This is a genomic window from Lactobacillus sp. ESL0785, assembly GCF_029395455.1.
Lineage (GTDB): Bacteria > Bacillota > Bacilli > Lactobacillales > Lactobacillaceae > Lactobacillus.
In genome coordinates this window covers 331,051-355,016 of record NZ_CP113916.1, presented here as the reverse complement: position 1 = coordinate 355,016, position 23,966 = coordinate 331,051, and the positions used below count along the sequence as shown (strand labels likewise).

The window sequence follows — 23,966 nt, the reverse complement described above, 5'->3', positions numbered from 1 at the left end:
AAGTTCTTTCTCCAATTACTAAACTTTAGCGATAATACCAGTACCGCCAAGAACAATACACAAAACTAGTACAATCAAAATTGCCTTAGTTGAAGTCATACCCTTCTTACCAAGTAACCAATAAACAAAGGCGACTACAGCAGCTGGCAACAATTTAGGAATAATCATATCCAAATTATTTTGAATATTCATCGAAACTTGACCAATTTTTGGTACGCCAAACTTAATGTTAACCATCGTGGCAACTAACGCACCAACCATGAATACCCCCATTACAGTAGCTGAATCAGTTAAGGCATTTAATTGATCACGCATATCTGTAACCAAAGATACCCCTTCTTTATAGGCAAAGTGCAATTGCTTCCAACGAAAGACACAGATTAATAGGGAGGCAACTACCCAAATAATAACTCCAATTGGATTACCTTCGTGGGCCATTGAAGCAGCTAAGGCACCAAAAATTGTTGGAATTAGTGACGCAAAAATTGAGTCACCAATTGCGGCAAACGAGCCCATCAAGCCGACCTTCATACCTGTAACCGTATCCTTGCCCTTAATTCCTTCATTTTCCTCAACTGCAAGGTCAATTCCTGTAATAATTGTGTTAAAGAAGTTAGAAGTATTGAAGAACTGCATATGCGTTTTCATCATTTCTCTTAACTCAGGACTGTCATCGCCATAAATTTTCCGTAATTGCGGCAAAATTGTGTACAAATAACCACTATTCTGCATTCTTTCGTAGTTCCAGCCCAGTTGATAGCCAAATAGTGACCGCCGGTTAATTTGGTTAAAGTCCTTATCAGTTAACTTATATCTTGGTTTAGAGTTCGTCATCAGTGATCTCTCCTTCGTCATTATTAACATTTGAGCTTGTTTCTTTACTTTGTGTAGTATTGTTATTAATTGGAATATTCTTGTAATGTAACATTGCCAAAGCTAAGGCAATCAACGCAATAGCTAACATTGGTAGGCCATTGAAGACACTCGTGAAGCTCTTGTTAACTGCAGTTACACCAACACCCAATGCTTGGATACTGCTGAATAAAACTGAAAACAATGTTGTAATAGTAAAGCCCAAAATCAAGTAAGCTGCATGCTTTTTAATTGGTAAGTAGCGTAGTAAAATAGCAAACCCAACTGCTGGTAATGTTGCACCAGCAACAGTTAAACCTTGACCTAACCAGAGCAAGTTACCATTCAAGGCATTAGCAATTGTTTGCACTAATCCTCGACCAAAAGCTAAAGCAATGAAAACCGGAATGGCACGAGATAATGACCATGGCAGAGCACCATACAAGACATTTCTCTCAACAGCCTTATAGTTAATATGTTCTTGATCAATCAAATGATCAATTCTGTGTGAAAAGTACGTGTTGGCAAATCTAGCTAAGACGTCTAACTCAACCATGATTGTCGCAACCGGAACTGCAATTGCTGAAATTGCGGCCTGTGGACTCATACCCTTAATGCTAACTGAAAGGGCAGTTGCTAAAACCGTACCAGTAGTCGCATCAATTCTTGACGCCCCACCAAAAGTACCAACACCTAAAACCATCAACTGCATTGAAGCACCAATAAATAATCCTGTAGGCATATTGCCCATAATTAAACCAGCGATTAATCCAGCGCCAACGGGTGTATTTAATGCTGAATAAATTTGCAATTCATCTAAAATTTCTAGACCCGCATATAACGTCAGCAGTAATATTTGCCACCAAGCCATTTTTCTACCTCCTAATTCATCTTTTCATCAATTAGTTTCATAAAATCCCGTGCGTCAACACTAGGATTTACTTGAGCAATCAACTTAACACCTTGACCAGCTATCTGCTTAAACAGCTTGACATCTTCTTCATTGATGTTAACTTGCTTAGTTAATTCAGTTGTGTCATCGCGTTTAGACATATTACCAACATTAATCAAATCAAGTTTAACTCCCAAATTAAGAAGATCTAAAAACTTCTCTGGTCGCTTAGCAACAAGAAATAATCTCTGATTACCGTAACGATTTTTTAGTAAATGGTCTGCAGCAACTGCGGTTGGTAAAACACTTAATCGTGTTGTCATTGGTGTGGCCATTCTTAACCCACTCTTTTGGATATCATCTTTCGCGGCAGCTTCATCAAGTACAATGATGCGTTCTACCTGCAACTTAGGTGTCCAAAGATTGGCAACTTGACCATGCACTAATCGTTCATCGATTCTTGCACCCACAATATTCATATAACGTACCTCCAAAACATAACAGGCTTCAGCTATGTGGAACCGATATGATAAATACTAAATTCATTATTTATAAAGCGCTTTCAATGAATATAATAAGGTACCTACCACTTTTTGTCAACTGTAACTTGCAAAAACAGAAAAAGGAAGGTATTTAAAATAAAAACACCTTCCTTGAGATTAAATATTATTCATTAAATTTATGAATAGTTACACCTTTAACTACCCGATTAACTGTTCCTGTAGGTGATGGCGTATCTGGCTTATTATTAACCTTTACTGAGGTAAGCAAGGCAACTGTTTGACCAAACATCACATCAGGCAAGGCCAAATAGGCATCAGGTAATAGTTCATCTGCCTTAAAGATAAAGGATTTACCCGCAAAATTTTGGCCTTCTTTTTCTTGACCAACAGCCATCACCAACGGTACGATTTGATCACCTTTAATCTCATTCAAAATATCTAAATCATACTGTCTAGTATATGAATCGTTAGAAACGTAATCAAAGACAATCGTTTTCTTATCTAAAAATGATTTAGGTCCATGACGCAAGCCCATTGAAGTATCAAATAATGCCGCAACTTCTCCAGCAGTCAATTCCAAAATCTTTAACCGAGTTTCTTCAGCTAAACCGCCTAAAGCACCACTACCAACATAAGTAATCCGGTCAAAATTCGTATCGACAATTGCTTGAATTTCTGCTTCACGGTCAACGACACTTTGACCCATTTGGACGATCTCACCAATAATTTTTTCTTTACATTGATTATCCAAAGTATCAAAAATCAACAGAGCTGTTAAACTCATACATGAAAATGAACCAGTCATTGCAAAGCCCTGGTCCAAGGACTTAGCTGGTGTTAATACAACTAGCCCTGAAGGATCATGTTCTAGATCCTTAGCTAGTTGGCCTTCAGGAGCACAAGTAATTGCAATTTGGTATAAATTTTTAACTAATTTTTTAGCAAGTTCAACTGTGGCAACCGACTCTGGTGAATCACCGCTGCGCGCAAAAGAAACTAAGATTGTCGGCGTATCTTTTTCGAGATAATCTTGCGGCGTCGAAACAATTTTAGTTGTATCAATTGCTTCAAAATTATACTTAGTCCGGTCACCATGACGTTGCAAATACGGCATAACCATATTACCAACATACGCACTCGTACCAGCACCGGTAAAAATTACTCGTACTTTGCCCCATTTTTGATTAATTTTACTTAAGAAAGCCTGAATTTCTGCCTTTTTTTCTTGATAAATTGACCAAGTTTCCTGCCACAAATCAGGTTGCTGCTGAATCTCACGCGTCGTAATCTTGGCACTAATTTGTTCTAATTCTTCATCTGTTTTTGAAAACATTTCACTAATTCCTACCTTTCACTAAATTAAAGAAAATGATTATATTGCTTTGATCGATAAATAAATTTATCACTACGAGCCAGTGAAATCGTAAATTCAATTGGGACATTTTTATCATTAATTGTTTTACGATAGATTTTTAAACTAGCTGCACCAGCTTTTTCTGCTAAAAACTTACTTTCCGTGGCTGACAGGTTTACAGCCTGGACATCCTCAAACGCCATAACACTAAGTTGACTATATTTGCTTTTTAATACGCTATAAAGAGTGTCAGCTTGCAAATCGCTAAGTTTAAGATCTGGAAAAAGTTTTTTCGGTAAATAAGTTGTACTAAAAATCTGCGGTTCATCATTTGCCAATCGAATACGAACAAGCTTGTAAGTTTGTTCATCACTTACTAAATTTAATTGTTTCGCAATTTGCTCACTTGGCGTTACTAACTCTAAACTCTGATTTTTAGTTGTTGCCTTTTGTCCGGCACGCTTTATTTCTTCAGAGAAAGAATACATCCCGCCGATATTCGGTTGGTCAAGATACATACTTGAAACAAATGTTCCTTTACCATGCAGCCGATAAATTAGTCCTCTTTGCTCTAAGTCTTGTAATGCCAACCTAATAGTGTTACGACTAACACCATATTGCATTAACAATTTTCGCTCGCTTGGTAATTTATCATTAGCTTTTAATTTACTAATTCTCATCTCTAAATCTGAAATTACTTGTCGATATAATGGTTTTTGCATTAGCAGCATCTCCTTTATAACTGGTTGATACCACTTTAAATTTTAGCAAAGACAGTACTTGTTTTCAATGAGTATTTTAATAATATTTATTATCTTTTTCACAAAAAAGACCGCAATTCCTAACTTGAGCTCATTTACCCAAATTACGATTTGCGGTTTTGTCTAATTAATAGTACTAATCCATCTATTTAGTTCACGATTATTGAAATACAGCTATCGTTCATTGCAATCGATTACATATATAATTAGCGATTTTAACATATTCAATGTTATACATGACTTAAGTACTACTATTTTTTGAAACTTTATTGAAATTCCTTAACGTTACAAGTTTTCCACCTAAAAATTTTTGTAACTCATTATTATTCATTATTAATTTGCTTTTTTTAATGGTAATAATAGAAGATGAAAGTTGCATTTTTTCACTATTAAACCAATTATTTCTAATAAGCTGATTGACATTGTGGAAATAATATTTAATTGCATTATCAGGAACAAGTTTAATTGTATTATCTTTCACTGAATATTTTCCTTCTTCAATTTGAAAAACTGCTTGTTTACTAACTTTGTTACCTAAGATAGTTTTATTGATAATATAACGTCCCGTTTCAGATAATTTAATTACTAGACCATCATCATTATTGACAAAATTACCAATATAAAAATATTTTTTGCGTTGTAATACAAGTAACAACAACATTATTACAAAACTAAGTAAAATAAGACAAATACCAATCGTCATACTAATACTTGCTCCTCTATAAAAAGAGGCATGAATGGTCATGCCTCTTATAATGATTTGACTTAAATACCATCACTATCAATATCTTGATTTTGATTAGTAGATTTTATGTCATTTAGCGAAAAAATCTGTGTTCCCTTTTTAGAAATTTCCACAATATCTCGTGCATACTCAGCTGCATTATCATAATCCGTGAACAAAGTTTCTAATAACGAACCGAGATTTCCACCGGAAACAATTGAAATTCCAGCACTTTTAGTCGATAAAGTCGCAGAAACTTTATATGGAGTACCACCAGCTAGATCTGTAAAAAATAGCACTTGATCTTGATCAAAATTGATAATTTTTGTATATTGCTTTTCTAAATCTGTATCGCTCATGCCTTCAGAAAAATCAATAAAAAACCAATTATCGGGAATTTTAGCTAATAATTTTAAAGCACCTTTAATACCAGAAGCAAACAAACCGTGGCCTGTTACTATTACTTTAACTTTACTCACTATGCGTCTCCTATAGAAGATTATTACATCCAACCAATTGCTGCCATTACAATTGCCAAAGCAAATGTAATAACTATCAACCAAATTGGATTAATATTTTTCTTCAATAACCAATATAGCAAAAATACGAATGCAAATGGCAAAATATTAGGGAAAATTTTGTCTAGTAAAGCTTTCTGTAAGCTAATTGCTGAATTACCAGCACTAATCTTTACAGTTAGAGACATTTTTACGTAACTGGCAATTAATGCTCCAATTACAGTCAAGCCCAAAATAGAAGCAACATGAGAAATAATTGTGGAATTATCCTGAATAACATCTATTGATTTAGTCCCTAAATTATATCCTAAATGAGCTAAAGGAATTCTGCTCCAAAATAGGAACAAATATACAAGAAAGAATAGAATTGGTCCTAATACATTACCATCTTTACCAATAGATGCACTAATACCACCCACAATTGGCATAATTGTAAACCAGAAAATTGCATCACCAATTCCTGCCATTGGACCAAAGATTGCATTCTTTAAACCTTTGATAGTAGCACGATCTACGTGCTTTTCTTCCATCGTTAACAGTAAGCCCATCAGAATAGGATACAAAGGCGGTGAACTGTTAATAAATTCCATATTATCGGTCATTACGGCTTTTAACCCTTCAGGATCATCTTTATATATTTTTTCCCAAAATGGTAATTGTGCCCATGTCCAACCTGGTGCATGCATTCTCTCGTATGAGAAGGAAGCCTGAACTAAGTTAGACCGAATTCCCAACATCGATATTTCATGTTTAGTAAAGATGCTATCTTTATTTTCTTTACTGTTAGATGCCATCGTCCATACCTCCTGCAGAATTACGTTGATCATTTAAAATCTTAGTTTCTAATTTTGCTTGGTCACGATTATGATAAAATTCGATCATTGCAAAAACGACACCAACTAAAGCAACTGGCAAAACATTTGAGAATGGAATCATTGATGCCATTACGAAACCTAAAATTAGATATGATAAATATTGACCCTTTAACATAACCTTTAGTAACATTGCAAAACCAACTGCTGGAAGCATACCTCCGGCTAATTCAAAACCATGTGTTAACCAATGTGGCATTGAATTTACTAATACTTTCATTGGTCCTTGAGCTGCATAAGCACTCAAGAATGCAACAATACCAAATGAAACAGTAACAATAATTAACGGAATATAATTCAAGCGCTTAAAAGCCTTGGCATTACCTTCTTCAGCATACTTATCAAATTTAGATAAAAATAATGAGAATGTTGAATAGAAGAACAACAATATATACTGCATAAGCATTGCAAATGGTAATGATAAACCAATTGCAGTAGTTGGAGAAATATTGTTCATTGCTGCAATAACAACAGTCATAATACCGCAAAGTACAGTATTAGGCGGTTGTGTCCCACCGGCAGGAGTTAATCCCGCAAATGCTAGTTCAGTCAAACTACCAGCAATAACACCTAACCGCAAATCACCTAAAATTAAACCAGTAATAGTACATACAATTATAGGTCTAAAAATATAAAATGCTTGCAGCCAACAATCTAATCCTGCTATCATTGCCCAAATTGCAATTAAAACACCTTGTGTGAATGTGATAGCCATATTACTTCACTCCTTTCATACTATGAATTTTTAAACCTTAGCAAGAAGTTCAGGTGTAATAGGATATTTCCTATCACCAGGATAATCTTCAATGAAAATATCAACGCCAAAATTTGCAATTGCTAATAAATCATCCTTATCCTGCTGATCTACATAAACTTTTTTGGAAATTTCAACCTTGCCTTTTTGAGGATGCATATTTCCAACATTAACCTGCTTAATAGGAACAGAATTCTCAATTAATTTCCGCGCATCAGCAGGAGTTTTGACAACAATAAAAATATGTTGTCTTGCAGCAGCTTTATTGATAATGTCAATAGTGTGCTGAATAGTAAAAAATCTAATTCCAGCACCTGAGCTATCTGCTGTAACAGACATTAACTTTTGCTGTAATGGATCTTGAGCTGCTTGGTCATTTGCAACAACAATTAAATTTGCTCCAACAGCTTTTGTCCAGCTAACCCCCACTTGTCCGTGAACCAATCGATTATCAATTCTAGTAAATACAATATCTGCAGACATATTAGTTCTCCTTTCATTCACTATTTAAAGTAATACAAAAGCTATGTTCAAAATAGATTAAAATTGTTCGTTTTTGTTCGCTTTATATGATAATTTTACTTCATTTTCTATTTATTGCAAGCGCTTTTTTAAAATAAATATAAAAAAAGCAGCTCATAGTCAGTGAGTTGCTTTTTTCGTGTGCGATTAAATTCTATTATTTTTATTTATTCTAAATTAGTCGTGATATACACCTTCGGACCATTTTCTGTTTTCTTCATCAAAAAAGTGAACATTATCTTTTTGATCCGGATTTGGTATAGCAATATGATCTATTTTATCAATAAGTTTTCTATTAGCATCAGATGGTTCATATTTAGCATTCAGATATGAGTCTACAATATCAAAAATGAAATCACGTCCCAGGACAATTCCACCAAATCCCAAAATATTGGCATTTAATTCGCGTCTAGCATATTCAGCCTGAGCAACATCGCCAACCATGGCAGCACGAACACCTTCATTTTTATTCGCTGCGGTTGAAATACCTATTCCTGTACCACAAAGAACAACACCCAGATCTGCACGGCCATCAGCTACATCTTCAGCAACTCTTTTACCATACATTGGGTAATGAGTTCTAGTGTTATCATGGGTACCCTCATCAATAACTTGGTAGCCCTCTTCTTTTAAATGATCAGAAATAGCCATTTTTACTGGAGTAACAATATGGTCATTACCCAAAGCAATTACCATGTGCTTATCAATTTTAGGATCAATAAATTCTGGTTGTGGTCTATCATTATCAAACATCTGCAAAACCTCCTTAAATCATTTCCTCAAGCATATTTAAGCGAATTTGATGACGACCGCCAGCGTACTCAGTATCAAGATAGTGTTGCACAATTGAATACGCAAGTTTGTCACCAACAATGCCACTACCCAAAGCAATTGCTTTAGCACCATTATGCATCGCCGTCATATGAGCTGTTCTTTCCTCATTAACATTGGCTGTAACCATACCTTTAACTTTATTTGAAGCCATAGCAGAACCAACACCATATTCGTCAAACATGATTGCTTTTTTAATCCCGTTATCCATTACCTCATGAGTAACTTTTAAACTTGATTCAACAAAATCTTCTGCTGGCTCTGGCGTTACATCTAAAACGTCATAATCACGGGCGTTAAGATAATTTTTCACCTTTTCTTTTAATTCAAAACCATCTTGATCGCTACCAATAACAACTCTCATAGTTTAATCTCCTCTCAGTAAAACTACTTGTAAACAGTTGTAAATTGACTGTAATGCTTTTCTACATCTGATCCAACTTCGTGATTAGTAATTAACCCATCCACATTTCGTAAATCATAAAACTGATGAAAATCACTATGATCCAACTTTGAATAATCTGCGACAACAAATTTACTTTGTGAATGGTCTAGTCCTATACCCTCAGTCTGACCCTCTTCCAAATTAGCTGTTGTTATAGAAGTATTTTTAATCCCATTTGCCCCAACAAAACCAACTGAAAATGACATGGTCTTTAATTCATTGTTAGTAAGAGTTCCCAAAAAAGCACCACTAATTCTTCTATATGAACCACCAACCATAATTAACTCATAATCATTAAGATTGTTACGTGCTGCTTCAAAAACAGGCAGCGAATTAGTTACAATTCGCAGATGTTTAATCTTAAGATTAGCAACCATTAATTCCAAAGTGGTACCTGGGCCAACATAAATAGAATCATTTTCATGAATTAAATTGCAAGCTCGTTTAGCAATTTCAAGCTTTTCCTTACTATGAATTTCTCGCTTTTGCTGATAGCTCTTTTCATTTCTAATTTGATCTGAAATTAATTGTGCACCACCATGAATTCTAGAAATTTTACCCAACTTATCCAATTCATTTAGGTCACGTCTAATTGTCATATCTGAAACTTTCAGCGCCTGAGCTAATTCATCCACAGTAACAAATTTTTGGGTATTAATTACTTGTAAAATTGTTTTTAGTCTTTCACTTTTTAACATTGGTTACCTACTTTTTAAACTAGATTAAGCAACTAACTTAGTTCATCTTTAGTATAATTGTTCTTTTTTGTTTGTCAATGTTTGAACATGTTTAAATTATATAAAATGAACAAAAAATAATTGTAAATTATCGTCTTTTCTATGCTTTATCTTACTGATTAAATATTTTAAAATATTTTTTCATTTTATCAGCTATTCACACCAAACTAAACAGGAAGACTTTGATTAAAGCCTTCCTGCTTACAATGTTTAAAATAATTGCTGCCGGCTCCAAGCAGTAGCTCCCTTACTAGTAACGGTTTGAACTGCAAAAGAATGTTGCTGACCTGGCGTCAATCCCTGAACAACTAATTTGGGTTCTGTAATTCCAGTATAAAGCACACCATCCACCTTAACATTATAGGTAACACGGCCCAGCTTTTCATCAGCTAATTGCCATGACAAAGTAGTGGTTTGAACATTACTACTACTAAAATCAGTGGGCGCAGCACACGCGACCTGCTTACTTGGTAAACAATTTTGCGGTGTACTTGCTGTATCTACATTAGTAATTTGCAATTCAATCGCTGTTTGACTAACATCAACCGTTGCCAATTTTATTCGCAAAAAAGTTTGTGCTAATTCTGTACCAATATTAGCTAAATATGGATTAGGCAAATATTGCTTATCCAAGTAATAAACATTAGTTCTCTGCATAAAATCAGCAGCATTATCTACCTGCTTTAGTTCACATTTTTGCCCAGCCAATTTAGCCAAGACCGCTAACGGCTGCTTATTCAACTTAATTGCTAGTTCCGTTGACCGGTTTAAATTCATCTTGTCATAATGCCCAATAGTTGGAGCGATTTTAATTAATAATTTATCAGCTGCTAATTGTGCCATGATTGTTGTTTGCGCAAATGCACCATCAAGATACTTAGCAGAAATACCATCATCTTCATAAAGGGTAATTTGACTGGTTTTTGCCGGATAAATTTCAAATTGCCTTACTGATTTGACTTGCTCATATTCCTTAGGCGTATTCGTCGCTGGTGCCTTAGCAATAATTGCACCAGCCTTAACAAAGACTGGCAATTTCCAAAGCGGTGCCGCAAAATTATTCAATACTTGACCACCTTGATAAGCTTTTCCAGTATAGTAATCAAACCAAATTTGCTTCTTATCAGGCAAATAAATACCATTACGAATATCATTACCTCCGGCATCAGCAGCGGTATTCTGATAAATTGGGGCAATTAAAAATTCATCACCCCATAAATATTCATACTTTACTAAGTCAGAATAACATTCTGGTAAATCTGGATATTCTAAAAAGAGCGCCCGCACAAGTGGTTTACCAGCAGTTACTGCTGCCCGTGCAGCAGTATAAATATACGGCAATAACATTGTCTTTTGTTTTAGATAGGCGCGATTAATGGCTGTAATTTGATCCGAAAATGCAAACGGATTTTTCGGATTAGTTCCCCAGCCGTCCATATTTAGTTGAATTGGGGTAAAAGCTTTCCACTGATAGTCACGCGTATTCACAATCGGATTACTGCCAAGATAAATACCATCCATATCAGAACCAACATTTGGTTGACCAGATAGCCCTTCACCAATATAGGTCGGGATTTGAAAACGAATATATTCCCATTGACCACCTTTTTGATCTCCAGTCCAAACTGCTGCTGTATTATGCGTACCAGCCCAACCGTCCATCGTAATTATGAACGGACGTAAATTTTTACCCTTAATTTTTTTAATCATTGCCGCAGCAGTCTGTGTACCATTCAGACCAAAAGAGTAGCCTGCACCAACCCATGCCATATCAGTTTTCAACGCTGTAACGCCTGCTGCCAGTTCTTGTTCAAAATCACGATCGCTAGTTTGCGGATGAGCCGGATCAACAGGCTGTAAATTCTGCTGCGTCCATAGTCCTACTTCTACGCCACGGGAATTGGCATAACGAATAAAATTCCGCAAATTTTGTAAATTACCTTCTAATGTATCTGTTTGACCATAACCAGCACCATAGCCATCATTAGGTAAAAACCACCCTAATGGCAGATCGTTAGCCAAATATTGATCTAACATCCCACGTGCACTTAATAAATAAGCTGCCCCACCTTGCTCACCATTTAAAGTTTCGCGAATTGCCTTATCCTTTAGTTCTGGCGGTAATTCTTGCGGATGATATTCCCGATAGTAATTGCCATCAGGATATTTAATTGCACCTTTAGCTTGAGCCGAAGTTTTTACCCAGTAATCACGATTATAAGCATTCAAATGCGCCTCATAAAAGCCGAACACTGGCATTAACAACGGTAAACCTGTTAATTGCTGATACGTATGAAGCAACTTGTACGGCGTGGGCGCAAAGAAATAAATTGCATCAAAACGATTTTCCTCGTGCCAAGTAGTTACTACATTATTATTGCTAGCAAAATCATATTCACCACGCGTAAAAGTGTAACGTAAAACGCCATAACCAGCTGTTGACCAATAAAAAGGTGCTGGTGATGCTACTCCCTGATCAAGCCAATTATTAGTATTAGCAACAACAATTCGCTGGTGGGTTAAATTAAACCGGCCATTTTGTGTACCACCACCAAAATAATTAGCTTTAGCAGTTGCTTGCAAAAATTGCTTACTGCCATTATCACTAACAATAACCGGTTGCACTTCCTGCAAAATGGTCTTGCCGTTCACTTGTACATTCATTGCACCAGTATCTTTAGCAAAATTAATTACCATACCTGTAGTTACAATCGACCATGTAGTAGCAGTTTCTTGAATTTTACTACTAATTGAAGCCAGACCATATTCAGCAACATCTGGAGCTAAAATTTGTGCATGCAATCCTGATTGTGATTGCTCAGGTGCTTGGTATTGACCAGTTGGATCAATATAATAACGAAAAATATTAGGCGCAAGCAAATAAATACGTGCTACTAGACCACTAGAATAAGTTACTTTATAAAAATCATCCTGCTTTAATATATTGACAATCATTCTGTTCCCCTTCTAAAACTATTATTTATTATCATATTAATTGCTTTATAGTTATAAGCTAACTTTAAGCATTAACAAAGTTATATTTTCCTTTACATTTCAGCAATAATTATTATACCTTAGCACTATTAATAATAAAATTAAATTAAAAAATATATTGTATTTTAATTTAATCGCTGCTATGATTTATAACAATAGAAAATAGTTTTTACTAAAAGAACATGAAAATAGAAGGTATAAGTATGAAGAAAGGTAAATTTGTTAAATATTTGAGCTTGCTTGCAATGGCAGCTCTAACGTTAACTGCTTGTGGGAAAAGCAATAACACAAATAATTCAGCAACACCAAGTGTTAATAAGCTTAAAGAAGCGGTGCCAACCAAGCCAGTCAAACAAGGTGGTACCCTTAAAGTTGCTCTTGAAACAGACACACCATTTCAAGGCATTTTCTTAGATGAAATTTCAGAAAATACGATTGATTATTTGGCATCCCAATTTGGTGATGAAACTTTATTTTATTATGATAATCATTATAAGATTAATGATAAGGGTCCGGCTACACTTAAAATTAACCGGAAAAACAAGACGATTACAGTAACTACTAAAAAAGGTGTCAAATGGTCCGACGGTAAGCAAGTTAATGCTAAGGACCTAGAATATTCTTACGAAATTATTGCTAACAAAAAGACTAACTGCGACCGTTACACAGACCAAATGGCCAACATTATTGGTTTGAAAGCTTATCACGATGGTAAAAGTAAAACTATTTCCGGAATTACTTATCCAAATGGTGAAAATGGCCGCAGTATTGTAATTCACTTCCAGCGTATGTATCCCGGAATGTATAATGCCGGCAGCAACTGTTATAGCGAAACAGCAGCACCTTATCATTATTTAAAGGATGTTCCTTTCGATAAATTACAGTCAAGCAATCAAGTCAGAAAGGAACCATTGTTTTTTGGCCCTTATAAAGTCCAAAAAATTGTCCGTGGTCAATCAACTACTTGGGTACCAAACAAGTACTATTGGCGTGGTCGGCCAAAGTTAGATAAGATTGTAGCTTCAGTCGTTTCAACCAATTCTGCTTCCGAAGCAATTAAGAGTCACAAATTTGATGTTATTAACGTTATTAATACCCAATGGAACCAAGTCAAGAATACTAAGGGAGTTAACTTCGTGGCCCAAATTCCACTTGTTTACTACTATCTTGGCTTCAAAGTTGGTAAATGGGACAGCAAACAAGAAAAGAATGTTGTTGATAAAAACAACATTATGAATAATAAAGCTCTTAGACAAGCAATGGCTTATGCCATGAATGTCAGCGAGGTCGACAAGCGTTATACCCAAGGATTGAAATTCCGTATCCCTACTTTAATTCCTGCTGGTTTTGGCGATTACTTCGACAAAAATGCTAAGGGTTATAGCTTTAATTTAAATAAGGCTAACAAAATCTTGGACAAGGCTGGTTATAAGAAGAAAGGCAAGTGGCGTGTTCAACCTAACGGTAAACCACTTAAAATCAATTTCATGGCAATGAGCGGTAATGCTACCCAAGAGCCAATTATCCAAAATTATTTACAGCAATGGCACAAGATTGGCCTTGATGTTAAGTTATTGGGTGGTCGTTTAACCGAGCAAAACTCTTTCTATGATAAATTGCAAAAAGATAATCCTGATGTCAACGCTTATATCGGTGGTTTTGGTCTATCAACTGAACCCTCACAAGCCAATTTGTACAGCGAAAAATCGTTGGGCAACTTTTCACGATTTGCCACACCAGAAAATACGAAGCTAATCAATGAAATGGATGCACCTGCTTCTTTTAATCATCAACATCGAGTTCAAATCTTCCATGAATGGCAAAAATATATGAACGATGAAGCTTATATTGTACCGCTAGACAGTGCATACGAAATTACAGCTGTTAATAACAAATTAACTAACTATTCGGTTGCACCATCTAAGTGTGCCAACAAGCACCCAATCTGGTATGACATTGGCTTTACTAAATAAAAATTAAGGAAATGATCTTATGAATAACACCAAGCAATCAGTGACAGTAAAAGACTTCTTCAATAAAGTTCTGTCAGGAACCGCCACAGGAATTATTGTCGGCTTGATTCCCAACGCCGTTTTAAGTGCCATTTTAAAATTATGTGGCAATAATGCTTTTACACTCGGCTTGACTCACGTTTTGCTCGTCTTTCAAGTAGCCACCCCATTATTAATTGGCGCTTTAATCGCATATCAATTTAACTTTGCGCCAATTGATATTGCCATTGTTGCTGGTGCTTCATATGTCGGTTCAGGCGTAACTCAATTTAATGCCCAAGCAATTAATCCAGCAACTAAACAGGCAGGTATCTTTATCTCAGCCGGAACTGGCGATCTAATTAACACAATGATTACGGCTGCTATTGCAGTTTTCCTGACAATATTAATTGGTAATGCTTTTGGTTCCGTTAAGATTGTCCTAAGTCCAATTGTTGTCGGCGGCGGTTCGGCTTATCTTGGCTATTTAATATTGCCATTCGTAAGCAAAATTACTACGGGACTTGGCGCCATTATCGACTCGTTTACTAAGCTACAACCTGTCTTGATGTGTGTGCTAATTGCATGGATGTTTGCCTTATTAATTGTTACCCCTGTTTCAACCGTAGCTATCGGTATGGCGATTCAATTGAACGGCATTGCCGCTGGTGCAGCAGCAATGGGCGTGGCAGCAACAACAATTGTGCTAGTCGTTCATTCATGGAAAGTCAATAAGGCTGGTGTCACGATTGCTGTTGCATTAGGTGCCATGAAAATGATGATTCCTAACTTATTTAGACATCCAATTATCATGTTACCAATCATTATTACTGCCACTGTTTCCGCACTGCCCGTCGCTCTGTGGCACATTTGCGGCACTCCAGCTTCTGCAGGCTTTGGTCTTGTAGGAATTGTTGGCCCATTAGCATCACTTAATGCCGGTCCAAATAGCATTAGCTGGTTACTTGCTCTGCTTGCCTGGTTGATTATTCCTGCTGCGGTTGCCTTAGCCTGTCGCTTTATTTTAGATAAAATGTTACATGTTTATGATGAAAAAGTTGCCTTTGCTTACTTAGGTGAATAATTTATCAGCAATTAAAAATACGGTTTTGGTTTTTACCAAAATCGTATTTTTCGTTTACTTAACAAAACCAACTTGATACCACAATTGGTGACCACTGGTATTATCTGCTGGCTTAAGACTATAACCAGTTAACTTATTGTTAACTGCATAAACCGAATACGAATTATACTCAGGAATTGCATAAGCTTCATCATTCATGTACTCTTGCCATTCGTGGAATTTTTGTACCCGATATTTATGGTTAAATGCTTTTTCAGAATCAATTGCATTTAACAAGTCTGTATTCTTCTTAGTGACAAACCGCGTATAATTCATCGGTGCATTTTCTGAATATAGACTACTTGGAGATGGCTCACTGTCCAAGCTCCAGCCTAGTTCAAACATATCAAATGCGTGACTATCATTTTGCAAATTATTCACATAAGAATTAAATTCGGTTAACCGCCCACCGAGAAATTTTACATTCAAGCCAATTTTATGCCACTGCTGCAAGTAATTTTGTTGAATTGGATTTTGTGTTGGATCTCCCTGACGTGCCATATAGTGAATTGTCAATGGTTTCCCATTCGGCTGTACCCGCCACTTGCCCTTTTTCTTATAACCAGCTTTATCTAATAATTCGTTGGCCTTTTTCAGATTATAAGAATATCCTTTAGCATTCTTATCAAAATAATCACCAAACTGGGCCGGAATTAAGGTTGGTACATGGAAGCTTAAGCCGTGTGTATAACGCTGATAAACAGCCGAGGTATTCATTGCGTAGCCAATTGCTTGGCGCAAAGCCTTGTTATTCATCTTCGCATTAGGATCCATGACATTTTTGCCTTTTTGAGCATCCCATTTACCAACCCGAAAGCCGACAAGGTAGTAACTCAATGGCACCTTAGCAACGAAGTCAACTCCCTTAGTATTCTTGACCTGTTCCCATTGCGAATTAATTACTTTAGTAACGTCGAACACCTTACTTTTAATTGCTTGCGATGCGGAATTAGTAGAAACAACGGAAATTACAATCTTATTCAATTTTGGCTTGCCGCGCCAATAGTACTTATTAGGTACCCACGTTACTGATTGCCCGCGAACCAACTTTTTCAACTTAAAAGCACCGAAATACATTGGGCTTTTCCGAATTTTATCAGATGACTGCAGTTTGGCAAAAGGCACATCTTTTAAATAATGATATGGCTCCGCCTTTTCCCAGATAAAACCATTTCCTGAATAAAGCATTCCCGGCTTTAATTCTTTAAAATGAATTACAAGTCGGCGGCCATTCTCACCGTCAGGCATTTCCAAACCTGTAATGGTCTTAGTTTTACCCTCATGATATTCTTTCATGCCCAAAATGTTTTCATAAGAACTAGTATAATTTTGCGATTGTGTTGCTTTATTAGCTAAAATCTCATAGGCATACTCCATATCTTTAGCCACAACTTGCTGACCATCGGACCAGCGAACTCCCTTTTTGATAGCAATTGTAGCAGTTTTAGCTTTTCTATTTAATCTTAAAGTTGCTGGCCCATGATCATTAATCTTATAGTGATTATCAGTATCAAAAAGGTTTTCTTCACCTGGACTTGCAACGTCCTCATCGACAACGGTCGTTTTTAATTCATCAGCAAAGATACCAGTAAATGGTGTATCTGTTTCTTCAGCAACCTTTAATGTTCCTCCTTGTTGAGCTGTTTTAACCGGTGTTTCTTCAGGGAATTTTTTATTTACCTTCTGATTAGTATTAGCATTATTTTTGCCACAACCAGTTAATGTCAGCGACGCTGCAGCCAATAAACCAGTCGATAGCAATAATTTTTGTTTCAACCTCATTTTTTTCTCCTTATAACTTAAAACACCCCATTCAACTTAATGAATGGGGTGTTAGTTATTAGTTAAGTCCCAATCATCAAGATGCAAATAAGGACTTAACCTGAAAAAATTACTTAAAGTAATTAATGTAGTCGAGTCCATCGGGGAACCAAAATAATAACTAAATTTTGCATAGCGGACATTTTAACAGTTGCTTGATTAATTAATTTATTCATTTTCATTAAAATATCCTCCTTAAAATTTAATTTATGTTTAATACTATAAATGGCAGTAATCTTTTTGTCAAGTGCTTTTACACAAGACTTCTACTTACAATTATTAATAAATATGTAATGTCACTAACGTAATCATTATCGTATTGACACTGAATAAAAATAATCTAACTAAAAAAGTTATCAAATTGCCTGCTTTGGATACTAGTAATCTTTAACATAGATATTCAAGGAAAGACATTTTCGGTATCCTATTTTTTTGTTTTTATACAGAAAAATATCCTGTTAATAGGGACACCATCAGGTATTCGCCAATAGAATAAACTTACCTTTTAGCACCAAATTTTATTTTCTGGTGCCATTTTGGGTGCCAAATATCTATTATTAAACAAAAATCAACCTTAACTTATCTTTGAAAAACGTTGATAAATCAAGGTTGATTACTTTGAATTACTATTAAAAATGCTGATTGCCAGAATCGAACTGGCGACCTTTTCTTTACGAGGGAAACGCTCTACCGACTGAGCTAAATCAGCAACTCGCAACGTTTAAATTATACCAAAAGACCCAACGTCACGCAATAGCCCTGATTATTTATTTCCAATCAAGGCACAGACCCTGCTTGTGCAGCAACTCTGGCAGTTCATCACGGTCAATTGAATGCTTGTCCAATTTAGCTCCCGTAATCTGTTTAGTAAAAGAATCAATACGGCGATTAGAATCCCGCAAATCATAATACTGGGTCACAATTTGATCATAATCATCTAAGTCACTAACCTTAAAGTCACGCCGATATTTATCTTCAAAGACTGTAAATTTTTGTGGCAGGCGCGGCTTTAATTGTGGCTCTTGATCAGGCACACCAACTTGCATCCCAAGAGCTGGGAACGTCAATTCTGGTAAAGCTAAAGTTTCCAGCATTGCTAGTGGATGATCATTAATTGTTCCTAATGGCACATAGCCCAAGCCCATGCTTTCCACAGCGTTGGCTACATTTTGCCAGGCCAATAATGTATCATCCATTCCCTGCATGAACAAATCCGTCATGTGCAGCCGGCCGTCATCCTTACCTAATTGCTGACGAATCTGTTGGTTACGGTATAAATCTACTACAAAAATAAACAAATCGCCTTCTGCACCAACATAATTTTGGTTGCATAATTCTCTAATTTTAGCCTTTTTAGCTTCATCAGTAATATGCAGTAAAGATGTATTCTGCATGAACATGCTCGTTGCCGTGTGTTGAAAAACTGTATATAAAGTTTGTAACTGGTCAGCACTTAATTCTTGATCTTTAAACTTACGGATCGAACGGTGATTAATTTGACTATCAATTGTTGTATTATGAATCATTTTGATACTTCTTTCCTATTTGCCTTACTAAAAGTAAGTATATTGCAGAATAACATCACTGTCAATTAGCAGCAATGCTCCCAAAAATAATCAGCATTTCCCTTCAGCTTGTGCTAAAATTTATTTGATTATATCTATATATTAATGGAGGAAATTATGCGCGTATTAGTTGTAGGTGGCGCTGGTTATATCGGCTCAATCGCTGTTAAAAAGTTAATCGAACACGGCAATGACGTTGTTGTGCTTGACGCTTTATATACTGGCCACAAAAAAGCCATTGATCCCAAAGCCAAATTTTATCAAGGCGATATTGAAAATAAATTCTTAGTTAGTCAAATCTTGCGTAATGAAAAAATTGATGCCGTAATGCACTTTGCTGCTTACTCATTGGTGCCTGAATCTGTCAAGAAGCCACTTAAATATTACGACAACAACGTTGTTGGTATGATTGCTTTGCTTGAAGCCATGAACGATGTCGGCGTTAAATATCTTGTCTTCTCATCAAGTGCCGCAACCTATGGTATTCCCAAAAAACTCCCGATTACCGAAGATTCACCACTTGAACCAATCAATCCTTACGGTGACACTAAGGTCATGATGGAAAAAATTATGCACTGGGCTGACAAGGCTGATGGTATTAAGTCAATTGCTTTACGTTACTTTAACGTTGCTGGAGCTGCTAGTGACGGTTCAATTGGCGAGGACCATGATCCTGAAACTCACTTAATTCCTAATATTTTAAGAAGCGCTATTTCAGGAGATGGTAAGTTTACTATCTATGGAAATGATTACGATACTAAAGATGGCACTAACGTCCGAGATTATGTTCAAATCGAGGATTTAATTGACGCTCACCTGTTAGCCCTCGATCATTTACTCAAGACTAACAAGTCTGATGTCTTCAACTTAGGAACAGCTCATGGCTATTCCAACCTAGAAATTTTACAAGCAGCACGGAAAGTTACGGGAATTGACATCCCCTACACAATGGGACCAAGACGTGGCGGCGATCCTGATTCACTTATAGCCGACTCAACTAAGGCAAGAACCATTTTGAATTGGCAGCCGCAACACGAAAGCGCTGAAGAAGTAATGACTAGTGCTTGGAAGTGGCACCAAACTCATCCTAATGGTTACAATGATAAATAACAATAAAACAGCTTGCTAGTAGGTAACTGGCAAGCTGTTTTATTATGCTTCATTAATAATTGTGTACAGATCCATATCTCGAAATTCACCATGATACTTAACTTCATCATGCAAAAGTGCTACATGCGTTAACCCCGCACGCTGGGCAACTGCTCGACTAGCATTATTTTCGTGATCAGCCAGCAAATTAAGACGATGCACCTTCATTTTAGTAAAAGCAATTTTAATTAAGTGAGCAACCGCTTGTGTCATTATCCCTTGCTTTTGAAATGCTGAGCCTAGCCAATAACCAATTTCACCGCATTGATTTTTAGAATTAAGATTGTGGATATCAATCATCCCCGCAACTTGTTCATTAACCAAAATCACCAATTCTAACATCGTATAATCCGCTGTTTTTTGTCGCACTAGCTTAATAAACTCTTCTTCATCCGTAACCTTTTGCATACTTTGAGCCCAAGGCAGCCATCGCCCTAATTCAGCGCGATCTTTGGCAATTAAGTTTAACATTGCTGATGCCTGATTTAATTCTGGCAAAACTAATTTTATTTTTAAAGCATTAATCATAAATTCATCTAAAACAAACATTTTCCACCTAACCTAATTATTTCTTAATAATTTTCATATTAACATATTACTTAATAAAGTACTAATACTGTCAATATCAATCTTTACTGTAAAAGTTATGATTTAGCAAAGTTTTCATCTATTAAGGCAAAACTCATTAAAAAATGATAAAATTATCTACAATGTAACATTAATGTAACATTGTATCTTAAAATTTGGAGTGATTTAATGAGTAAGAAAGACTCAACTACCAATTCTGGATATGAACGTACACTAACTAACGCTCATATCCAGCTAATCGCGCTTGGCGGCACGATCGGCACTGGTCTTTTTTTGGGTGTCGGCAACAGTATTCATCAGGCTGGCCCCAGTGTAATTTTAATCTATATCATCGTCGGTATTTTTCTTTATTTCCTAATGCGAGCGTTAGGTGAATTAGTTCTTTCCGACTTAAAAAAGCATACATATATCGAATTTATCGAAAAATATTTAGGTAAAAATATCGGTTTTGTCACGGGCTACCTGTATTGGATTAGTTGGGTTAGCTTAGGAATGGCAGAAATGACGGCTTTAGGAATCTATTTCCAGTATTGGTTCCCCCATTTACCAACTTGGGTACCTGGTTTAGTTACCATTGTGGTTTTATTGGGTATTAACCTATTATCAGCACGGCTATTTGGTAATCTAGAATTCAGTTTTGCGATTATTAAAATTGTGACAATTATTGCCTTTGTCCTACTGATTGCCTACCTCTTAGTTACGGGCGGCAAAACCAGTTTTGGTCCTGTTGGTTTCAGTAATTTAACTAAGAATGGCGGCTTTTTTGCTACTGGTGGTAAAGGCTTTTTAGGCGGTTTTCAAATGGTTATTTTTAGTTTCGTGGGTGTTGAATTAATTGGTTTAACTGCTGCTGAAGCACAAAATCCAAAAGTTACCATTAAAAAAGCGATTAATGAACTACCATTAAGAATTATTCTTTTTTATGTGATGGCAATTTTAGCAATTTTGCTAGTTATTCCGTGGAACAAGATTGCCACTAATTCCAGTCCCTTTGTTCAAGCACTAGGGGCAACAGGAATTCGAAATGCTGGCTCAATTATTAACTTCGTTGTTATTTCTGCTGCAGTATCCTCAACTAATAGTTTCCTTTATAGTGCCGGTAGATTATTATTTTCGGTTACTTACAATGGTAAGGGCAAATGGAATCAAACTTTTGGCCATTTAAGAAGACAGCTGCCGCAAAATGGTTTGATTTTATCAGCTTGCTTAATGGGACTAGCTCCGGTAGTTATTATCCTAATTGGTAACCAGGCCTTCAACTTTATTTCATCAACATCAACTAGTATGTTTCTTATTATCTGGTGTTTAATGATCTTAACGCACCTGTCTTACCGCAAACAAACACCGGTTAATGAACTGCACGACTTTCAAATGCCGCAATATCCTTGGTTAGACTATATTACATTAATCTTTTTTGGTTTAATGATTATCCTATTATTAGCACTGCCAGCTAACAGATTGTCAATGATCAGCGCAATTCTTATTTTTGTGATTTTATGGGCTGTTAGCAAGTTATGGCACCGCGAACGAGCCAATTAGCTCAATGTGATGTAATAAAATTTATATTTATAAACTAATTTAATTTTAAATTGGAGTGACACGATGGAAAAAAATAATTCTTCTGAATATGAGCGTGCTCTAACCAATACGCATATTCAATTAATTGCTTTAGGTGGGACAATTGGTACTGGCCTCTTCTTAGGAGTTGGTAATAGTATTCAAAAATCAGGCCCTAGTGTAATCCTGATTTACCTGATTGTCGGAATTTTCCTTTTCTTCTTAATGCGTGCCTTGGGTGAATTAATTATTTCAGACCTAAGTAAGCATACCTATATCGAATTTATTGAAAAGTATTTGGGTAAAGACACGGGCTTTATTACGGGCTACCTATATTGGATTTGTTTAATTACTTTAGCAATGGCAGAAATGACGGCTCTAGGAATTTACTTTCAATATTGGTTCCCCCATTTACCAACTTGGATGCCTGGATTAATAACAATTGTAGTCTTGCTCTGCATTAACCTATTATCAGCACGACTATTTGGTAATCTTGAATTTAGTTTTGCAATTATTAAAATCGTTACGGTTCTTGCCTTTGTAGTATTAGTTCTCTACTTATTACTTACTGGTAAAAGTACCAGCTATGGTCCCGTTAGCTTCAACAATCTCTTTAATAACGGTGGCTTTTTTGCTAAGGGTAGCGTTGGTTTCTTATCTGGCTTCCAAATGGTTATCTTCAGTTTCGTAGGGATTGAACTGTTAGGTTTTACCGCTTCAGAAGCTCAGAATCCTAAAAAGACCATCAGTAAGGCAATTAATGAAGTACCAACAAGAATTATCTTATTTTATGTTTTAGCAATTATTGCTATCTTAGTGGTAATTCCGTGGAATAAAGTTTCGACTAGTTCCAGTCCGTTTGTCCAAACTTTAGCAGCAACAGGTATTCGCGATGCTGGTTCAATTATCAACTTTGTAGTTATTTCAGCAGCTGTATCATCAACTAACAGTGTTTTATATAGCGCTGGCCGTTTACTCTTTTCAATTACCTATAACGGCAAGGGTAAGTGGAATCAAACCTTTGGTCATTTGAGACGACAATTACCACAAAATGGCTTAATTTTATCAGCCTGTATGATTGAATTGGCACCTGTTTTAATTGTGATGATTGGTAATCAAGCCTTTACTTTTATTTCATCAACAACGACCAGTATGTTTTTAATTATCTGGTGCATTATGCTACTCTCACACGTTGCCTACCGTAAAGTTACACCAGAAGATCAGTTGACCAATTTCAAGATGCCAGGATTTCCTTACCTTGATTACGCAACTTTAACCTTCTTTATTCTGATGATTGTTCTCTTATTAATCTTACCGGATAATCGTGTTTCGATGATTTCAGCCTTACTAATCTTTATTATTCTTTCAGGAATTGCCAAATTATGGCACAAAGAAAAAGCTGAATAACAAAAA

At 36.0% G+C, this 23,966-nt stretch carries 22 protein-coding genes and 1 tRNA gene; 5 read left to right on the top strand and 18 right to left on the bottom strand.

What is annotated here, in order from left to right; translation table 11 throughout:
• Positions 1 to 18 precede the first annotated feature (18 nt).
• The 14 genes from OZY43_RS01760 to OZY43_RS01695 all read right to left on the bottom strand — a co-directional run bounded on the left by OZY43_RS01760 (position 19) and on the right by OZY43_RS01695 (position 12,720).
• A complete protein-coding gene (locus tag OZY43_RS01760; protein WP_277165403.1) occupies positions 19 to 834 on the bottom strand; it encodes a PTS system mannose/fructose/sorbose family transporter subunit IID in 816 nt (271 codons plus the stop codon).
• Positions 821 to 1,723, bottom strand: a complete 903-nt coding sequence (locus OZY43_RS01755; protein WP_277165401.1) for a PTS sugar transporter subunit IIC — start codon at positions 1,721 to 1,723, stop codon at positions 821 to 823. Before OZY43_RS01755 ends, OZY43_RS01760 begins: the two co-directional genes overlap by 14 nt.
• A gap of 11 nt (positions 1,724 to 1,734) precedes the next feature.
• The gene (locus OZY43_RS01750; RefSeq protein ID WP_277165399.1) at positions 1,735 to 2,223 is read right to left on the bottom strand and encodes a PTS sugar transporter subunit IIB; all 489 of its coding nucleotides are present in this window, start codon (positions 2,221 to 2,223) and stop codon (positions 1,735 to 1,737) included.
• 187 nt (positions 2,224 to 2,410) lie between these two features.
• Positions 2,411 to 3,580 (bottom strand): SIS domain-containing protein, encoded by a 1,170-nt coding sequence (locus OZY43_RS01745; RefSeq protein WP_277165397.1) that lies wholly within the window; start codon positions 3,578 to 3,580, stop codon positions 2,411 to 2,413.
• A 26-nt stretch (positions 3,581 to 3,606) separates the two neighbouring features.
• Positions 3,607 to 4,323: a GntR family transcriptional regulator gene (locus OZY43_RS01740; protein ID WP_277165395.1), complete on the bottom strand. Its 717-nt coding sequence runs from the start codon at positions 4,321 to 4,323 to the stop codon at positions 3,607 to 3,609.
• 280 nt (positions 4,324 to 4,603) lie between these two features.
• On the bottom strand, positions 4,604 to 5,065 hold the full coding sequence (locus OZY43_RS01735) for a hypothetical protein (RefSeq protein ID WP_277165393.1): 462 nt from the start codon (positions 5,063 to 5,065) through the stop codon (positions 4,604 to 4,606).
• A gap of 62 nt (positions 5,066 to 5,127) precedes the next feature.
• Complete coding sequence (locus OZY43_RS01730) at positions 5,128 to 5,565, bottom strand: PTS sugar transporter subunit IIA (protein ID WP_277165391.1); 438 nt, start codon at positions 5,563 to 5,565, stop codon at positions 5,128 to 5,130.
• 23 nt (positions 5,566 to 5,588) lie between these two features.
• Entirely contained in the window at positions 5,589 to 6,398 is an 810-nt protein-coding gene (gene agaD / locus OZY43_RS01725; RefSeq protein WP_277153275.1) for a PTS galactosamine transporter subunit IID, read from the bottom strand.
• A complete protein-coding gene (agaC, locus tag OZY43_RS01720; RefSeq protein WP_277165389.1) occupies positions 6,388 to 7,191 on the bottom strand; it encodes a PTS galactosamine transporter subunit IIC in 804 nt (267 codons plus the stop codon). The genes agaD and agaC overlap by 11 nt, the downstream gene beginning before the upstream one ends.
• Positions 7,192 to 7,221: 30 nt before the next feature.
• Positions 7,222 to 7,713: a PTS galactosamine transporter subunit IIB gene (gene agaB, locus OZY43_RS01715; protein WP_277165387.1), complete on the bottom strand. Its 492-nt coding sequence runs from the start codon at positions 7,711 to 7,713 to the stop codon at positions 7,222 to 7,224.
• Positions 7,714 to 7,929: 216 nt separating this feature from the next.
• Positions 7,930 to 8,448: a galactose-6-phosphate isomerase subunit LacB gene (gene lacB / locus OZY43_RS01710; protein ID WP_277166314.1), complete on the bottom strand. Its 519-nt coding sequence runs from the start codon at positions 8,446 to 8,448 to the stop codon at positions 7,930 to 7,932.
• A gap of 70 nt (positions 8,449 to 8,518) precedes the next feature.
• Entirely contained in the window at positions 8,519 to 8,947 is a 429-nt protein-coding gene (gene lacA / locus OZY43_RS01705; RefSeq protein WP_277165385.1) for a galactose-6-phosphate isomerase subunit LacA, read from the bottom strand.
• A gap of 23 nt (positions 8,948 to 8,970) precedes the next feature.
• The gene (locus OZY43_RS01700; protein ID WP_277165383.1) at positions 8,971 to 9,726 is read right to left on the bottom strand and encodes a DeoR/GlpR family DNA-binding transcription regulator; all 756 of its coding nucleotides are present in this window, start codon (positions 9,724 to 9,726) and stop codon (positions 8,971 to 8,973) included.
• A 249-nt stretch (positions 9,727 to 9,975) separates the two neighbouring features.
• Positions 9,976 to 12,720: a TIM-barrel domain-containing protein gene (locus OZY43_RS01695; protein ID WP_277165382.1), complete on the bottom strand. Its 2,745-nt coding sequence runs from the start codon at positions 12,718 to 12,720 to the stop codon at positions 9,976 to 9,978.
• Positions 12,721 to 12,962: 242 nt separating this feature from the next.
• Here OZY43_RS01695 and OZY43_RS01690 point away from each other — a divergent pair, with 242 nt between their 5' ends.
• Positions 12,963 to 14,732, top strand: coding sequence for an oligopeptide ABC transporter substrate-binding protein (locus tag OZY43_RS01690; RefSeq protein WP_277165380.1), 1,770 nt, complete (start codon positions 12,963 to 12,965; stop codon positions 14,730 to 14,732).
• A gap of 19 nt (positions 14,733 to 14,751) precedes the next feature.
• On the top strand, positions 14,752 to 15,834 hold the full coding sequence (locus OZY43_RS01685; protein ID WP_277165378.1) for a PTS sugar transporter subunit IIC: 1,083 nt from the start codon (positions 14,752 to 14,754) through the stop codon (positions 15,832 to 15,834).
• A gap of 54 nt (positions 15,835 to 15,888) precedes the next feature.
• Here the strand turns inward: OZY43_RS01685 and OZY43_RS01680 are convergent, their stop codons facing one another.
• The 3 genes from OZY43_RS01680 to OZY43_RS01670 form a co-directional block, all read right to left on the bottom strand.
• Positions 15,889 to 17,655, bottom strand: coding sequence for an oligopeptide ABC transporter substrate-binding protein (locus tag OZY43_RS01680; RefSeq protein WP_277165376.1), 1,767 nt, complete (start codon positions 17,653 to 17,655; stop codon positions 15,889 to 15,891).
• A gap of 675 nt (positions 17,656 to 18,330) precedes the next feature.
• Positions 18,331 to 18,403 (bottom strand) — tRNA-Thr (locus OZY43_RS01675).
• Positions 18,404 to 18,461: 58 nt separating this feature from the next.
• Entirely contained in the window at positions 18,462 to 19,220 is a 759-nt protein-coding gene (locus OZY43_RS01670; protein ID WP_277165374.1) for an NADPH-dependent oxidoreductase, read from the bottom strand.
• Between the two features lie 156 nt (positions 19,221 to 19,376).
• On the opposite strand from OZY43_RS01670, the gene galE reads away from it, so the two are divergent.
• Complete coding sequence (galE, locus tag OZY43_RS01665; RefSeq protein ID WP_277165372.1) at positions 19,377 to 20,369, top strand: UDP-glucose 4-epimerase GalE; 993 nt, start codon at positions 19,377 to 19,379, stop codon at positions 20,367 to 20,369.
• A gap of 42 nt (positions 20,370 to 20,411) precedes the next feature.
• Here the strand turns inward: galE and OZY43_RS01660 are convergent, their stop codons facing one another.
• Positions 20,412 to 20,957, bottom strand: coding sequence for a GNAT family protein (locus OZY43_RS01660; RefSeq protein ID WP_277165370.1), 546 nt, complete (start codon positions 20,955 to 20,957; stop codon positions 20,412 to 20,414).
• Positions 20,958 to 21,164: 207 nt separating this feature from the next.
• Between OZY43_RS01660 and OZY43_RS01655 the strand changes: the two genes are divergently transcribed.
• Both OZY43_RS01655 and OZY43_RS01650 read left to right on the top strand, forming a co-directional pair.
• Complete coding sequence (locus OZY43_RS01655) at positions 21,165 to 22,535, top strand: amino acid permease (RefSeq protein ID WP_277165368.1); 1,371 nt, start codon at positions 21,165 to 21,167, stop codon at positions 22,533 to 22,535.
• Between the two features lie 63 nt (positions 22,536 to 22,598).
• Positions 22,599 to 23,960: an amino acid permease gene (locus OZY43_RS01650; RefSeq protein WP_277165366.1), complete on the top strand. Its 1,362-nt coding sequence runs from the start codon at positions 22,599 to 22,601 to the stop codon at positions 23,958 to 23,960.
• The last annotated feature ends 6 nt before the right edge of the window (positions 23,961 to 23,966 follow it).

Coding starts and splice junctions, on each gene's coding strand:
- OZY43_RS01735 (WP_277165393.1), bottom strand. CDS start 5,065: ATGACGATTGGTATTTGTCTTATTTTACTTAGTTTTGTAATAATGTTG.
- agaB (WP_277165387.1), bottom strand. CDS start 7,713: ATGTCTGCAGATATTGTATTTACTAGAATTGATAATCGATTGGTTCAC.
- OZY43_RS01750 (WP_277165399.1), bottom strand. CDS start 2,223: ATGAATATTGTGGGTGCAAGAATCGATGAACGATTAGTGCATGGTCAA.
- lacB (WP_277166314.1), bottom strand. CDS start 8,448: ATGGTAATTGCTTTGGGTAATGACCATATTGTTACTCCAGTAAAAATG.
- OZY43_RS01755 (WP_277165401.1), bottom strand. CDS start 1,723: ATGGCTTGGTGGCAAATATTACTGCTGACGTTATATGCGGGTCTAGAA.
- agaD (WP_277153275.1), bottom strand. CDS start 6,398: ATGGCATCTAACAGTAAAGAAAATAAAGATAGCATCTTTACTAAACAT.
- OZY43_RS01745 (WP_277165397.1), bottom strand. CDS start 3,580: ATGTTTTCAAAAACAGATGAAGAATTAGAACAAATTAGTGCCAAGATT.
- OZY43_RS01660 (WP_277165370.1), bottom strand. CDS start 20,957: ATGTTTGTTTTAGATGAATTTATGATTAATGCTTTAAAAATAAAATTA.
- OZY43_RS01650 (WP_277165366.1), top strand. CDS start 22,599: ATGGAAAAAAATAATTCTTCTGAATATGAGCGTGCTCTAACCAATACG.
- OZY43_RS01680 (WP_277165376.1), bottom strand. CDS start 17,655: ATGAGGTTGAAACAAAAATTATTGCTATCGACTGGTTTATTGGCTGCA.
- OZY43_RS01740 (WP_277165395.1), bottom strand. CDS start 4,323: ATGCAAAAACCATTATATCGACAAGTAATTTCAGATTTAGAGATGAGA.
- galE (WP_277165372.1), top strand. CDS start 19,377: ATGCGCGTATTAGTTGTAGGTGGCGCTGGTTATATCGGCTCAATCGCT.
- lacA (WP_277165385.1), bottom strand. CDS start 8,947: ATGAGAGTTGTTATTGGTAGCGATCAAGATGGTTTTGAATTAAAAGAA.
- agaC (WP_277165389.1), bottom strand. CDS start 7,191: ATGGCTATCACATTCACACAAGGTGTTTTAATTGCAATTTGGGCAATG.
- OZY43_RS01685 (WP_277165378.1), top strand. CDS start 14,752: ATGAATAACACCAAGCAATCAGTGACAGTAAAAGACTTCTTCAATAAA.
- OZY43_RS01670 (WP_277165374.1), bottom strand. CDS start 19,220: ATGATTCATAATACAACAATTGATAGTCAAATTAATCACCGTTCGATC.
- OZY43_RS01700 (WP_277165383.1), bottom strand. CDS start 9,726: ATGTTAAAAAGTGAAAGACTAAAAACAATTTTACAAGTAATTAATACC.
- OZY43_RS01655 (WP_277165368.1), top strand. CDS start 21,165: ATGAGTAAGAAAGACTCAACTACCAATTCTGGATATGAACGTACACTA.
- OZY43_RS01695 (WP_277165382.1), bottom strand. CDS start 12,720: ATGATTGTCAATATATTAAAGCAGGATGATTTTTATAAAGTAACTTAT.
- OZY43_RS01690 (WP_277165380.1), top strand. CDS start 12,963: ATGAAGAAAGGTAAATTTGTTAAATATTTGAGCTTGCTTGCAATGGCA.
- OZY43_RS01760 (WP_277165403.1), bottom strand. CDS start 834: ATGACGAACTCTAAACCAAGATATAAGTTAACTGATAAGGACTTTAAC.